Source organism: Microbacterium sp. (assembly GCF_029263575.1).
GTDB lineage: Bacteria > Actinomycetota > Actinomycetes > Actinomycetales > Microbacteriaceae > Microbacterium.
Genome location: NZ_JAJUFV010000078.1, coordinates 1 through 14064 on the forward strand (window position 1 = coordinate 1; position 14064 = coordinate 14064).

General features: G+C 67.3%; 12 protein-coding genes, 1 tRNA gene, 1 other RNA gene and 2 pseudogenes. 11 read left to right on the forward strand and 5 right to left on the reverse strand.

From position 1 onward, the window contains the following. Positions 1-214: pseudogene (locus tag Q1J95_RS09310) on the forward strand (Bcr/CflA family drug resistance efflux transporter); the annotation flags it as partial. A gap of 12 nt (positions 215-226) precedes the next feature. Here the strand turns inward: Q1J95_RS09310 and Q1J95_RS09315 are convergent. Continuing rightward, complete coding sequence (locus Q1J95_RS09315) at positions 227-559, reverse strand: cupin domain-containing protein (RefSeq protein ID WP_300267240.1); 333 nt, start codon at positions 557-559, stop codon at positions 227-229. Between the two features lie 73 nt (positions 560-632). Between Q1J95_RS09315 and Q1J95_RS09320 the strand changes: the two genes are divergently transcribed. Together Q1J95_RS09320 and Q1J95_RS09325 are read left to right on the forward strand one after the other, a co-directional pair. Next, positions 633-1271, forward strand: coding sequence for a phosphatase PAP2 family protein (locus Q1J95_RS09320; protein WP_300267241.1), 639 nt, complete (start codon positions 633-635; stop codon positions 1269-1271). Beyond that, on the forward strand, positions 1271-1885 hold the full coding sequence (locus Q1J95_RS09325) for a GNAT family N-acetyltransferase (protein WP_300267242.1): 615 nt from the start codon (positions 1271-1273) through the stop codon (positions 1883-1885). Before Q1J95_RS09320 ends, Q1J95_RS09325 begins: the two co-directional genes overlap by 1 nt. A gap of 43 nt (positions 1886-1928) precedes the next feature. Here the strand turns inward: Q1J95_RS09325 and Q1J95_RS09330 are convergent. Beyond that, a tRNA-Ser gene (locus tag Q1J95_RS09330) sits at positions 1929-2016 on the reverse strand. A 135-nt stretch (positions 2017-2151) separates the two neighbouring features. Here Q1J95_RS09330 and Q1J95_RS09335 point away from each other — a divergent pair. Genes Q1J95_RS09335 through Q1J95_RS09345 form a run of 3 tightly spaced genes read left to right on the forward strand, consistent with a single transcriptional unit; the run spans position 2152 to position 4997 of the window. Continuing rightward, a complete protein-coding gene (locus Q1J95_RS09335) occupies positions 2152-3072 on the forward strand; it encodes a hypothetical protein (RefSeq protein ID WP_300267243.1) in 921 nt (306 codons plus the stop codon). After that, positions 3065-4087 carry a hypothetical protein gene (locus Q1J95_RS09340; RefSeq protein WP_300267244.1) on the forward strand — a complete coding sequence of 341 codons (1023 nt, stop codon included), beginning with the start codon at positions 3065-3067 and terminating at the stop codon, positions 4085-4087. The genes Q1J95_RS09335 and Q1J95_RS09340 overlap by 8 nt, the downstream gene beginning before the upstream one ends. A gap of 10 nt (positions 4088-4097) precedes the next feature. After that, the gene (locus Q1J95_RS09345; RefSeq protein WP_300267245.1) at positions 4098-4997 is read left to right on the forward strand and encodes a rhodanese-related sulfurtransferase; all 900 of its coding nucleotides are present in this window, start codon (positions 4098-4100) and stop codon (positions 4995-4997) included. 24 nt (positions 4998-5021) lie between these two features. Here Q1J95_RS09345 and Q1J95_RS09350 read toward each other — a convergent pair whose 3' ends face one another. From Q1J95_RS09350 to Q1J95_RS09360, 3 genes are read right to left on the reverse strand one after another with little or no spacing between them, the layout of a single operon-like run. Then, a complete protein-coding gene (locus Q1J95_RS09350) occupies positions 5022-7238 on the reverse strand; it encodes a DUF3488 and transglutaminase-like domain-containing protein (RefSeq protein WP_300267246.1) in 2217 nt (738 codons plus the stop codon). Then, complete coding sequence (locus tag Q1J95_RS09355) at positions 7225-8415, reverse strand: DUF58 domain-containing protein (protein WP_300267247.1); 1191 nt, start codon at positions 8413-8415, stop codon at positions 7225-7227. The genes Q1J95_RS09350 and Q1J95_RS09355 overlap by 14 nt, the downstream gene beginning before the upstream one ends. An 8-nt stretch (positions 8416-8423) precedes the next feature. Further along, complete coding sequence (locus Q1J95_RS09360; protein ID WP_300267248.1) at positions 8424-9401, reverse strand: AAA family ATPase; 978 nt, start codon at positions 9399-9401, stop codon at positions 8424-8426. A gap of 94 nt (positions 9402-9495) precedes the next feature. Between Q1J95_RS09360 and ffs the strand changes: the two genes are divergently transcribed. The 5 genes and pseudogenes from ffs to Q1J95_RS09385 form a co-directional block, all read left to right on the forward strand. Beyond that, positions 9496-9592, forward strand: an RNA gene (gene ffs, locus Q1J95_RS09365) — signal recognition particle sRNA small type. 49 nt (positions 9593-9641) lie between these two features. Then, positions 9642-10253, forward strand: coding sequence for a rhomboid family intramembrane serine protease (locus Q1J95_RS09370; RefSeq protein ID WP_300267249.1), 612 nt, complete (start codon positions 9642-9644; stop codon positions 10251-10253). Continuing rightward, the gene (locus Q1J95_RS09375) at positions 10250-10852 is read left to right on the forward strand and encodes a hypothetical protein (RefSeq protein ID WP_300267250.1); all 603 of its coding nucleotides are present in this window, start codon (positions 10250-10252) and stop codon (positions 10850-10852) included. Before Q1J95_RS09370 ends, Q1J95_RS09375 begins: the two co-directional genes overlap by 4 nt. Positions 10853-10861: 9 nt before the next feature. Then, positions 10862-12976 (forward strand): phosphate acetyltransferase, encoded by a 2115-nt coding sequence (gene pta / locus Q1J95_RS09380; RefSeq protein WP_300267251.1) that lies wholly within the window; start codon positions 10862-10864, stop codon positions 12974-12976. A gap of 412 nt (positions 12977-13388) precedes the next feature. Then, positions 13389-14064: pseudogene (locus Q1J95_RS09385) on the forward strand (acetate kinase); the annotation flags it as partial.

Here is a 14064-nt window from a genome sequence, read left to right on the forward strand (position 1 = left end):
CCATGGCAAAGCGGCGGGGACGGCCGCGTCGATCCTCGGCGCGACCAATAACGGCGTCGCCGCGATCGTGTCACCGGTGGTGGGGTTGATCTCAGCCGGAGGTGGTATCACCGCGACGAGCATGGCCACGGTGATGGTGGGCTGCGCCGTCGTGGGCATTCTGGCGCTGTGGCTGATCATTCGCCCGCGCAGCGTTGCCATGCTGACGCCGTAGCGCCATCGGTCATCACCCGATCAGCGTGAGCAGCAGGCGCGATGGTTCGGATGCCTCGACCTCATGCGGAACCTTCGGGGCGATGTAGTACACGCCGCCGCTCGTCAGGGTGTGTTCGGCGCCGTCGATTCGCAGGAGCACCCGGCCTGCTGCGACGTGGATCAGCAGCGGCACCGGCGCGGAGTGCTCTTTCATCACGACGCCGGTGGCGAACGCGAGGTGGCGCATCTTGAAACCGGGGCCGTCGATCGCCTTCGCGGGTGAGACTCGCCCCTCGCGGAAGGGGTTCTGCTCAGTGAGCTCGTCGATGCCTGCGGCGATGAGAGTGCTGTGCTCGGTTGTCATGTCGGCTCCATTCCCGCGGCCGCGCGCCGCGTGTGTCTGAATCATACGGCGAGGTGGCGTGCACAATGGAGGGATGACGCGCAGCGCACGGGTGTGGTGGGGGTTCGGACTGCTGGCCACTGCAGTGCTGCTGGGGGCGTTCGTCTCGGGAGCCATCGGCGTCGACGCGACAGCGATCGATATCTGGTGGAACAGGCAGATGGCCGGCTGGCGCTCGGAGGCCACCGTCGGTCTCGCGCACGTATTCAACGAGATCGGCGGCGGGTGGATCGCGACCCTGCTCGTGCCTCTTCTCATCGCCGCGGCGCTCGTGATCGCCCGGCGGTGGCGCGCGGCGGTCTTCGCGCTCGCGACGTTCGTGATCAGTGCCGGGCTCGTGCAGGCTCTGAAGCAGGTGTTCGGCCGTGCGCGTCCGGAGGACATGCTCGTGCTCTCTGACTACGGTTCATTCCCTTCGGGGCATACGGCGAACGCCGCGACGATCGCGGCCGTTGTCGTGCTGCTGTTTCCGGCCGTGTGGACGCTGATCGTAGCCGCTGTGTGGACGGTAGCGATGGCGCTATCGCGCACCACACTGTCGGTGCACTGGTTGAGCGACACGATCGGGGGAGCGTTGGTCGGTATCGCCGCGGCGCTGCTCGTGGCGGCAGTGCTGCTGCCGTGGGTGCAGCAGCAGACCCAGCCGGATGGGCCGGTGGGTACGCTGGAGTGATGCCGGTGATCCGCCCCTATGCTGCCGCTGATCGTGGAGCCCTTTTCGACGTATGCGTGCAGACGGCGGATGCCGGATCGGACGCGCGCGGTCTGCTGAGCGATGACGAGCTGTGGGGTCTGTTGTTCGCGGTGCCCTATGCCGAGCGGCATCCTGATCTGGCCTGGGTCGTCGAAGGCGAAGACGGTCGTATCATCGGCTACATCGTCGCGACTGACGATACGGATGCCTTCGAGAAGTGGTTTCGCGAGGAATGGTGGCCGCCGTTCACCGAGCGGTTCCCGCAGCCGACCGATTCAGCCACGCGTGAGCGTGAGCTGCTCGTCGAAGCGTATGCTCGCGGGGCCGCGCCCAGCGCGAAGGCCGCGGAATACCCGGCGCACCTGCACATCGACCTGCTGCCCGAGACGCAGGGGCAGGGGCTGGGACGAAAGCTCATCGAGACGCTCGTTGACGAACTGACGCGCCGTGGGGTGCCCGCTGTGCACTTGCAGATCGACCCGCGAAATGTCGGCGCCGCTGCGTTCTACGAACGAGTGGGCATGCACCGCCTGCCACCGGACCTCGGCGAGCACGGCTTCGGCCTGCGCCTGGCCGAAGCCCGCAGCACGTGATAAATGGCTGAAGGACCCCGCTACGCGGAGCCCTTCAGCCATCTGGCGGTGACGGAGGGATTCGAACCCTCGGTTGCTTGCACAACACACGCTTTCCAAGCGTGCTCCTTCGGCCGCTCGGACACGTCACCAGGAAACAACCTGTCCATCCTATCCGATCATGTCCGCGGGCTCAGCCACCTGGCGATCGCGCAGTTATCCACAGCCGGGCCGAGCAGCCGACGCGAGCTGCGACCAGATCGCTATGCTCGCGGCAGGGGGAATCCATGAGACGACTGAGAACTGTCTGTGCCGCAGCGACGATGGCGGCTGTTGCCTTTTCCGCGTTCGCCGCAGCGCCAGCACTGGCCGCAGACGATGAGACCGGGTTCGCAGACGACGATTACAACGGCTTCCGTGAGGTGGTCGGTGAAGGCGACGACGCGTACTGGTCGGTCACGATCCGTCGCGATGGCGCTTACATCGCCACCTGGGAGCGAGATCCGAGCGACGGCGTCTGGGAGTCGCCCGAGCAGGCGATCGAGGCCATCAACGAGGTGTACACCTGCCTGGGCGATGTGCAGCTCGAGTTCGTCAGCCAGTTCGCGAACCATGACCAGTTCGCCGCCCATCCATCGACGCATCGCGACGTCAACGACGACGGCACCTACACGTGGAGCTTCACCGAAGGCTCCGCTGAAGCGGAGGCCATGAGCGCGTGCAGCGCCGAGAACCCCTGGACGACCGAGTTCGTGACGATCATCGAGACCGATGACCCCGCTGTCAACGAGATCCAGATTCCGGTGTCGACGCTCGGACCGGGTGTGCACAAGCTCTTCATCCAAGACCTCACCAGGCAGGCGGAAGGGCAGCATGACTACCCGAACGGCGCATGGGTGGGCTACACCAGCGGCTACGACGCTCGAGGAGAGGCGGATTGGATCACCATCTCCGTCCCCGAGCCGACATCGAAAGAATTCCCCTACGTGACCGTCGTCGCGCCGGGCGCGCTCACGGATCCGAGTGCCCTGGCGCAGTCGGTGCCGCCGTATCTCGAGGCCGACACGCCAGCCATCACCGGTGCCGCGCTGCCCGCCGCTGGTGCCGCCCTCGGGCTGACTGCTCTGATCGGTGTGCCGATGGTGCTGTTTGCGAGGCGCAAGCGACGAGCGGATGCTCCCCGGATCGCAGGAGGCGCACATGAGTGACGACAGCAACATCAGCCCCGCAGCCGTTCCGCCCGCCCCGCCGGTCCCTCCTGCTCCGCCGATGCCTCCGGTTCCGACGGCGACGACGACGCCGATCGCGTCGGATGCGCCGCAGGCAGCGGTCGCAGAAGCTCCCGCCGAACCAGCAGGGCCTCGACGGCCGCTGTGGCAACGGCTCACGGTCGGCACGCACGGGTTCCTCGCCTTCGTGCTGCTCGTCGCCGCCGCGGCGCTGGCCGGCCTCGCCGTCAACGGATACACGTTGACGCTGGCGACGGCGCGCCTGGCCGGGGTCTTCCTGCTGGTGCTGCTCATCGTGAACTACACCGCCGGCCTCCTCAAGCGGGCGTTCTCGTCGCGGCGTTCGCAGCGCACGCGTCTCGTGGTGCGTCCGATTCACCTGCTCGTTCTGGTGGCGGTCGTCGTCTTCACCCAGCTCATCAGCGCGAGTCCGGTGCTCGTGTTCGGACTGCTTCTCGCCGTCGATCGTCCGGCCGATGTCGATGTCTCTCGACGTGATGCTCGCTTCGGCGGCATCGCCGTCCTGGTCGGTGCCGTGTGGGCCCTGCTGCTCGGCGCAGCCGCGGCGGTGGCGCACGCATACGTCGCGGCGCATCCCTTCGCGGACCTCGTGCAGTGGGATGCGATCGACGCGACCCGCGCACAAGAGCTCGTCACCGCGATGGATCTCGCCTCGATCATCGGCCTCGAACTCAGCACCGTGCTGCTGATCACGACGATCGGATCGCTGCCGCTCGCGCTCCTGCCGATGCCGACCTTCGAGGGACGGCTGCTGTGGGAGTGGAGCCGCGTGGCCTGGGCCATCACCTATTTTGTGGCTCTGCTTGCGGCGGGGCTGCTGCTGGCCCCGGCCATCACCCACGGGGCATGGTGGCTGTGGGCTGCGCCGTTCATCGCATACGCCGTTGCCGCGCTCGTCGTGTTCTTCGTTGTTCGACCGCGCCGCTCGGCAGAACGGGAGCAGCGGCCAGCCGCACCACCGCAGGCCACGTAAAATTACGAGGGTGTCGACACCCAAGATCGTTCTCTTCTACGCCTTCACGCCGCTCGCCGATCCCGAGGCGATCCGGCTGTGGCAGCGTGATCTCGGTGAAGCGCTCGGTCTGCGCGGCCGCCTGATCATCTCGAAGGACGGCATCAACGGAACGCTCGGCGGTGACCTGCCCGCCCTCAAGAAATGGGCACGTTCATTTCGCTCGTACCCCGCTTTCACGGATGCCGACATCAAATGGAGCGAGGGCACCGGGCTCGACAACCAGGGGCACAGCATCGATTTCCCCAAGCTCAGCGTCAAGGTGCGCGACGAGATCGTGTCGTTCGGCGCACCCGGTGAGCTGCAGGTCGACGAGAGCGGCGTCGTCGGCGGCGGTGCCCGACTGAGCCCGGAAGCCCTGCACGACCTGCTCGCACAGCGTGATGACGTCGTGTTCTTCGACGGACGAAACGCCCTGGAGGCAGAGATCGGTCGGTTCAAGAACGCCGTGGTGCCGGCCACCGAGACGACGCGCGACTTCGTCGATCTGCTGGATTCCGGGGCCTACGATGATCTGAAGGGCAAGCCCGTCGTCACATACTGCACCGGGGGCATCCGCTGCGAAGTGCTCTCGAGTCTGATGGCTTCACGCGGGTTCGGAGAGGTGTATCAACTCGATGGCGGCATCGTCCGGTACGGCGAGCGGTTCGGAGACGACGGGCTCTGGGAAGGGTCGCTGTACGTCTTCGACAAGCGCGGATCCGTCGATTTCAGCGACCACGCCGCCGTGATCGGAACCTGCGCCGGATGCGGTGCGCAGACCAAGCGCACAGCGAACTGCCCTGATCTCTCCTGCCGACGGCAGTTCGTCGTGTGCGCCGAGTGCGATGCTGTCGCGTGCGCGGACCACACCGCAGCATCGGCTCGTTGACTCCGCTAGCCTCGTGCGGATCCGCTACGAGGCAGTCACGGATGCCGACGACGTCGTGAACAGTGACCGCGGAACGAACACCGCGGCCAATCGGGCTGGCATATCGACGCTGTGGCGCAGATCGTCGCTCACCCGTCGCAGCGCGCCAGCCAGATCGGCATCCTTCTCGACGGTTCGGGCGTAGCTTGCCTGTTCGATGGCACCGACCAGCACGTGCACGGCGCCGGCGTCCGCTCCGCGTTTGACCAGCTCCGCTCCGCGTTCCCGTGGAGTGTCGGCATCAGAGACCGGCAGCCTCAGGTCGATCAGCGTCTCGCGCAGTTCATTCCAGGCCATCACCGCATCGCCCGCGCGCGCCCGGTGATAGCGGCGCATCCGCATCGCTAACCGGATCAACGCCGGAAGCACGATCACCAGCAGCACAGCGAAGGTGACCAACATGACCGGCGTCGGATCCAACGGCTGCAACGACTGGCCGTCTGCCGTCGAGGTGTCGCCCTGATCGCGGTCGATCTCGGGCCCGCTCGTGGCCGCGGTCGTCGGCGCGGCGCTCGGTGTCGGTTCCGTTGGGGGTGTGGTCCCGCCGGTATCCGTCTCGGCTGCCTGGAACAGCGTCGGCACACCGAGCGATGCCGTCGGCTCGAACGGCACCCAGCCGATGCCGTCGAACCGCACCTCCGGCCAGGCGTGCAGCTGATCGCTGCTGACGACGTAGACCGAGTCATCGCCGCGCGTGTCATCGGTCAACCGACCGGGAAGGTAGCCGACCACGATCCGCACGGGCATGTCGAGCGACTGCGCCATCAGCGCGAACGCCCCGGCGAAGTGGATGCAATAGCCTGAGCGGGCTTCGAGGAATGCCTCGACCGCCTCGCTGCCGGTGCCGTCGAAATCGCCCTCGACCGGGGCCTCCAGTGAGTACGTGAACTGCGATCGGAACCAGTTCTGCAGGGCGACCAGCCGGTCGTAGTCGGTGTCGGCGTCGGCTGTGACCTCGGCAGCGGTCTCGGCGACGACGTCGGGAACGGGCTCTTCCGGCGCGGCATCCGCCACCGCATCGGCGGCTCTGATCTGCTCAAGCGTCGGCGCGACATCGACGGAGGTGACCGTGTAATCGGCGCCCGCCGCGTTCTGCGTCTCAGAGATGACCGTGCGGTTGGCAGGCATCACATTCCACGCCGAGGATGCCCCCACGATCTGAGTCGCGGGATACGGCACCGGCAGCCACGAACTGGAGATGCCGTTGATGCGGATGGAGGTGCGCCGCGGATCCGCGTCAATCGCCTCTGACCAGTCGGCTTCGCCGAAGCCATCGGACAGCGGCTGCGCCGGCGTCTCGTCGGCCGTCCAGACTCGGCCGTCGAAGCGCGACAGCGTTGCGATGCGGAGATACGGCGCGGGTGTGTCGCTCGTCGCGATCGTGATGACATCGGTCGGCGCGGGGCGGCGCAGGTCGTCGCCGAGGCGGAGGGAGGGGTTGAGCGTGAGGCTCGTTCCCGCGCCCATCCACGTCGCCGAGACCGGCAAGATGGGCGTCAGCACGAGTGCGACGATGGTCGCTGTCGCACCGACCCCGACCGCGACGCCGGCCGATGCGCGCCGTGGATTCCGATGGTCGTGACGGATGCCGTGGCGCAGCAGGAACAGCGACACCATCGCGAGCATCACGAACCACACGACGTTCGCGTCGCCGAAGGTGACGATCATCGGCACGGCCCCCACGGCCGCAGTGAACAACACCGCCAACAGTGTCAAGCGCTGGGCGATGAGGTGATCGAGCAGGATCGTGACGATCGCTATGCCGATGCCGAGGATCGAGCGCAGGGCGAGGGTGTCGTCCATCGGCGCGACGCTGACCTGCACCTGTTGGAAGCCCTCGATCAGGAGCCGTCCCAGCGCGGTGACAGTGGATCCGGTCGGCACCACACCGAGGATCGCCCCCTGCGGCACGAGGAGAAGAGTCAGAGCGCCGATCGCCACGAGCACCTGGGCGAACAGCGTCCACAGGCTGCGCGCCGTCGGCCCCAGGCGCAGCTGGCGCATCAACACGCCGGTCAGTGCGACGACGAAGACCACGCACGCGCACACGAACGACCACGGCCCCGCAGCGATGACCGACGTGTACGGCCACAGGACGACGAACACGGCGCACACCGTGAGCAGCCCGACGGTGAGCGCGCGACTGCGACGTCGTTCGTTCTCTGCGACCCATGCGGTGCCGTGTGGTTCAACGTACGCCATGATCACCACCGGTCAGGCGCGGAGGAAGGGCATCCGCCCACGCGTCGGCGACGTCATCGGCGAGCGTGGCTGCCGACCAGCCCTGCTCGGCGAGGACGTCTCCCGCCTCCGCAGTCGGGTCGGTGACGAGCATGATCGGCGCTGCCGCGCCGCCGTGTCGCATCGTCGCGGCGTCGGTGTCGTCGAGTCGCCCGGTGATCAGCACGAGCGGGCCGGGAGGCGTGCCATCGAAGAGCGTGACGATCTCGTGTGCCTCACCGTGCGGGGTGACATGGGACAGCGCCACCAAGAGGTCATCGCGGTCGTCCTCGTGCCCGCGCAGTGCACCGATCACGGTTCCGGCAGAGTCGAGAACGTCGACGCTGTAGCCCTCATGCAGCAGGTGCAGAGCGATCGAAGCACACGCCGACACCGCCGTTTCAAAGGCGGGGTCGTCGGCGGCCGTACTCCAACGTCGCGCGGTGCGATCGAGGATCACGAGTGCATCGGGGCTGGCCTCTTCTTCTTCCTGGCGCACCATGAGGTCGCCGCGATGCGCTGTGGCGCGCCAGTGGATGCGCCGCATCGAGTCGCCTGACACATAGTGCCGCGGCGACAGGTTGTCGCTGCCCTGGCCGAGTCTGCTCGACGAGGCGTGTGCTGTTCCCCCCGCGGCGCCCACGGTCGAGGCGAGCGGCGCAAGCGGCACGACCTCGGGGACGATCGTGATCGTTCGCGGTTCGCCGAACAACTGCTCGCGCTGGGCGAGACCGAACGGGTCGATCGTGCGCAGCGTCAACGGGCCGATCGACCAGATACCACGCCGGATGCCGGTGATGGAATAGCTCAGCCGGGTGCCGTCGTCGCTTGGAAACTCGCCGGCGGCTTCGCCGGAAACCGCTGGGGGCAGCTGGTCTGTCCAGATCCCGTGCGGCACACGCAGTGCCCGCAGATCGAACCGCACCTCCACCTGTGACCGCTCGCCGACCGTGAGCAGGTCCGTGGAGATGCGGCGGGTCACCGACCCGCTGCGGCGCGGAACATGCACCGCGAGCGCGGCGAGAATGACGAGTGCGAACAGCAGCATCGCAACGTAGAGCAGAATCGGCGCGGCCAGCACATTGGCCGCGATCACACACGCGACGCCGGCCAGCAGCGCTCCGGCACCGCGAAAGGTGAGCGAGCGGCGTCGACGCATGATCGTGCTCAGAACCGTGCGGCCAGCGGCACGCGCACGCGTTCGATGATCTGATTCAGCGCCGTCTCGACGGGCTGCGTGCCCGCCCGGTGCACGCCGCGTGCGGGCAGCAGGCGGTGCGCGAACACGGGAACGAGGAGGTCGGTCAGGTCGTCGGGGATGACGAACTCTCGGCCGTCCAGCGCCGCCCACACCTTGGCCGCACGCACCAGCTGCAGGGTGGCGCGCGGGCTCGCGCCCAGATGCAGGCCCGGGTCGTTGCGGGTGGCCTGCGACAGCGACACGGCGTACTCCTCGACAGCAGGGGAGACATGCACAGCACGCGCCCACCCGATCAGCTGTGCGACGGCGGCGGCGTCTGCGACCGGCGCGATGGCGTCGAGGGGATTGACGCTGTCGCGCTGACGAAGCATGAGGGCTTCGGCCTCGGCATCCGGATATCCCATCGAGATGCGCATCATGAAGCGGTCGCGTTGCGCTTCGGGCAGGGCATAGGTGCCCTCCATCTCGAGCGGGTTCTGCGTCGCGACGACGAGGAACGGCTCGGGGAGCGGATGCGTCTGCCCGTCGACGGTGACCTGGCCCTCTTCCATCGCCTCCAGCAGTGCCGACTGCGTCTTGGGCGACGAACGGTTGATCTCATCGGCGATCACGATCTGCGCGAACACAGCGCCGCGTTTGAACTCGAACTGGCGATCGACCGGGTTGTACACCGAAACTCCGGTGACATCTCCCGGCAGCAGGTCGGGGGTGAACTGGATGCGGCGCACCGTCGCATCGACGCTTCCGGCGAGGGCCCGAGCGAGCATCGTCTTGCCGACGCCGGGCACGTCTTCGATGAGGAGATGCCCCTCCGCGAGCAGGCAGACCAGCGCGTTGCGCACGGCATCCGCCTTGCCGTCGATCACCTCGCCGATCGACGTGAGGATGGCGGATGTCTGGGCAGCGAACTGCTCCGCCGTGATCTGAGTGTGGGTGTCGTGCATGCGGTGCCCTCGGCCCTTCGTCGGGTGTGCTTCGATCGTAGCCGGGTCTGAACGCACGCGGTTCGTGAGTACCGCGAAGGACAGGTAGACTGGGTGCGGCTCTCCGCGTGACAGCATCCAGGCCAATTCCCCCAGGACGGAAACGTAGCAAGGGTAACCGGGCTCTGCTGGGTGCGCGGAGGGTCTTTTCTCATTTCCGTCCCGGGTCTGTCACTCAGGTTGAGGTGCAAGGATCACGGTGTGAGCGCATCTGCCCCCGCATCGTCGAACACGACACCGAGTAAGCTCGCGCGCTTCGCGTCACCGGTGGTGCTCCTCGCCGTGATGTGGGCGATTCAGCTCATCGATGCCGCTCTTCCCGGCTCGTTCACGGGATTCGGGCTCCGGTCGTGGGATCTCTCAAGCATCACCGGGCTCGTGCTCGGTCCGCTCCTGCACTCGGGCTGGCTGCATCTGCTCAGCAACTCCCTTCCCTTTCTCGTGCTCGGGTGCCTCGTCGCCGTCGAGGGAGCCCGCCGCTTCTGGCTCGTCACGGTCATCGTCGCCCTCATCGGCGGCGTGGGCACCTGGATCATCAACGCTCCCGGCACGCTCACCGTCGGCGCCTCGGTGCTCGTGTTCGGTTATTTCGTCTACATCGTCGTGCGAGTCTTCTCTCCCCGACCGATCGCGCACCGCGTCGCGTACGCGCTGATCGCCGCCATCATCATCGTGCTGTACGGGGGATCGATGCTCGCGGGCATCGTGGGCGTGAGCGCCGGGGTGTCGTGGCAGGCGCACCTGTTCGGTGGGATCGGCGGCGGGGTGAGCGCGCTCACCGGCGCGCGTCGCCGCGGAGCGTCGTCGGCGTGAGCGCCCGCAGACGACGCGCACGGCGAGGCAGGAGCGGTGCGGCCTGGTTCGCGGTGGGCGGCGCCGTGCTCACCATGGCCGCGCTGCTGTTCGTGCTCGTGCCGCTCGCGGCCGCGCGTAACCCCCTCTCCCTGTGTGTGGAGCATCCGTCGACGTTCCCGCAGGATGGTGTCGCCGGCTGGCACGGCGATCAGCTCGAGAACGCGGCTCTGATCATCAGCACCGCGAAGTCCGAGGGGCTCGAACGCGACGGCCAGGTTCTCGGCGTCATGGCCGCGATGGGCGAGAGCAGCCTGCATAACATCGGCTACGGCGACTGGGAGACTTCGGGCGTCGTGAATCCCGACGGCAGCCGCACCACGAGCATCGGGCTCTTCCAGCAGCAGGAGTGGTGGGGGAGCGAGGAGACCCGGATGGATCCGGTCGGCGCCGCCGAGCTGTTCTACACCCGACTCAAGCGACTCGACGGCTGGCGGGACTTGCAGCCCTCACACGCTATCCACCGCGTGCAGATCAACACCGACCCCGAGCACTACGCGAGATTCGAAGCGGATGCCGGAGAGATCGTCGACGCCCTCTCCGGGCCCTGCCCGGCATAAGCTGAGCACGTGGCACGCAGCATCTACATCACGTCCGCCGAGGGGCACACCGGCAAATCCACGATCGCTCTCGGCGTTCTCGATGCGCTGATGCGCGTCACGCCCCGGGTCGGCGTCTTCCGACCCATCGCCCGATCGGCGGCCGAACCCGACTACGTCCTCGAGCTGCTGCTTGCGCACGATGGCGTGCACCTCGACTACGACGACTGCGTCGGCGTCACCTACGACGACGTGCGCGTCGACCCCGAGCGGGCGCTGTCGACGATCGTCGAACGCTTCAAAGCCGTCGAGGCCCAGTGTGACGCGGTCGTCATCATCGGCAGCGACTACACGGATGTCGCCAGCCCCGCCGAGCTCGGGTACAACGCCCGCGTCGCCGCGAACCTCGCAGCGCCTGTGCTGCTGGTGCTGAGCGGGCGAGACCAGCAGGCGCGTGCCGAGCAGCTGGGCACGTCGACGGCGCGCTCGCCGCAGGCGATCGGGCAGATCGCCGCGCTGGCCCTCGCTGAACTGCAGGAAGAGCGCGCCGAGCTCTTCGCCGTGATCGTCAACCGTGCCGACCCCGACGCGCTCGGGCAGAGCGTTGACGCGGTGCGAGTCGTGCAGGCCGAGCCGACGGCCGTGTGGGCCATTCCCGAAGATCGCACGCTCGTGGCGCCGTCGATCCGCGGCATTCTTTCGGCGGTCGACGGCACCCTCGTCAAGGGCGATGCCGACCTGCTCACCCGCGAGGCGCTGAGCGTCGTCGTCGCGGGCATGTCGATGGTCAACGTGCTGCCGCGGCTCACCGAAGATGCCGTCGTCGTGATCCCCGCCGACCGTACCGAGGTGCTGTTGGGCGCGCTGCTGGCCGATGCCGCCGGTACGTTCCCCTCGATCGCCGCGATCATCCTCAACGGACCGTTCCCGCTGCCCGAGCCGATCGAGAGGCTCCTCGACGGGCTCGCATCCACCGTGCCGATCATCACCACCGACCACGGCACCTATGACACCGCCGTGCGGGTCATGGGCACCCGAGGTCGCCTGGCGGCAGACTCGCGCCGTCGTTACGACCGCGCGCTCGGACTTTTCCAGACCCACGTCGACATCGCCGAGCTCGCACGGCAGCTGGGCCTGGCTGAATCGCGGGTGGTCACGCCGCTGATGTTCGAGTACGGACTGATCGAGCGCGCCCGAGCCGACCGCAAGCGCATCGTGCTTCCTGAGGGCGACGACGACCGGATCCTGCGGGCGGCGGCGACGCTGTTGGCGCGCGACGTCGCCGACCTGACGATTCTCGGGTCGGAAGACGAGGTGCGCGGCCGCGCCACCGAACTGGGAATCGACATCTCGGCGGCGCAGATCGTCAGCCCCACCGACGCGGACTACGTCGATCGCTTCGCGCAGGAGTACGCGCGGCTGCGCGCGCACAAGGGCGTCACCCTGGCGCAGGCGGCGGACACCGTGACGGATGTGTCGTACTTCGGCACGCTCATGGTGCACCTCGGCCTCGCCGACGGCATGGTGTCGGGCGCGACGCACACCACGGCGCACACGATTCGTCCCTCGTTCGAGATCATCAAGACCCGACCGGGTGTCGATGTCGTCTCCAGCGTCTTCCTCATGGCGCTCGCCGACCGTGTGCTCGTCTATGGAGACTGCGCGGTGATCCCTGACCCGACCAGCATCCAGCTCGCTGACATCGCGATCTCGTCAGCGGAGACCGCGCAGCAGTTCGGCATCGAGCCGCGGGTGGCGATGCTGTCGTACTCGACGGGTGATTCGGGCAGCGGCGCCGACGTCGAGAAGGTCCGGGAGGCGACGAAGCTGGTGCGCGCGCGGTCGCCCGAGCTGCCGGTGGAAGGGCCGATCCAGTACGACGCGGCCGCCGATGCCGCGGTCGCCAAGGCGAAGATGCCCGATTCCGCTGTGGCCGGGCGAGCGACCGTGTTCGTCTTTCCCGACCTCAACACCGGCAACAACACCTACAAAGCGGTGCAGCGGTCGGCCGGCGCCGTCGCGATCGGCCCGGTGCTGCAGGGATTGAACAAACCGATCAACGACCTCTCGCGCGGTGCGCTGGTGGATGACATCGTCAACACCGTGGCGATCACGGCGATTCAGGCGCAGGGCACGACGGCCTAGCGCCCGTGACCGTGATGCCCGCCGTGGTGGTGGCCGTACTGATCACGGCAAGCAGCTTTCTGCGGTGCATTCCAGACTCCTTCTTCGTTGAACGGTCTGGAAGTGATCCAGTCTCTTCGTCCGCTTACGCGCGAACTCATCCAGCCCCACAGACCGCGCCAATCGCAACATCGGGACCAGGCCCGCGGCCGACACGAGATTCGGATCATCGACTATTGCCGATACAGCGGCCGGAGCGCGCTTGAAGTGCATCTACGAGATGCCTCTCAAACCGGGTGAACAGTCCTAGACAATCACTATTCTCCAGATCTGAGGGGCATTTCTGCTGCATAACCCCCTTCAGCCCCCAGCTTCATCGGCGGATCGAGGCTTAGTGTGTCAACGCGGCGATGTCGTGTGCTTGAGTGAATACATGAGCGTCGTCCTCGTCATCAACAGCGGTTCATCGTCGCTGAAGTACAGCCTGATCGATATGCGGCGAGAAGTGCCGTTGGGTGAGGGCCTCATCGAGCGCATCGGGCAGGAGAGGGGCACCGTCTCGCACACGCTCCGCCGCGTCGCAGACGCCGAACCCGCGCCCACGATGCTCGACATCACCCGCACGAGCGAGCGCCCCATCGCCGACCATGACGAGGCGTTCGCGGTGATGATCGAGCAGTTCGCCGCGCACGGGCCGTCTCTCGCTGAGCATCCGCTGGTCGCTGTCGGGCACCGCGTGGTGCATGGCGGAGCGCGATTCTTCGAACCCACCATCGTGACGGATGCCGTGGAGCAGTCGATCCACGAGCTCGAAGTCCTCGCGCCTCTGCACAACCCGGCCAACCTCGCCGGGATCCGGGCGGCACGTGCGACGTTCGACGACGTCGCGCACGTCGTCGTCTTCGACACGGCTTTTCACCAGACGCTGTCGCCGGCGGCGTACACCTATGCCATCGACGCGGCGTTCACCGAGAAGCACCGGGTGCGCCGATACGGCTTCCACGGCACGAGTCACAAGTACGTCAGCGAGGCCGCGGCGGCGTTTCTCGAGCGCGATCTGGCCTCTCTGCGTCAGCTCGTCTTCCATCTCGGAAACGGTGCCTCGGTCA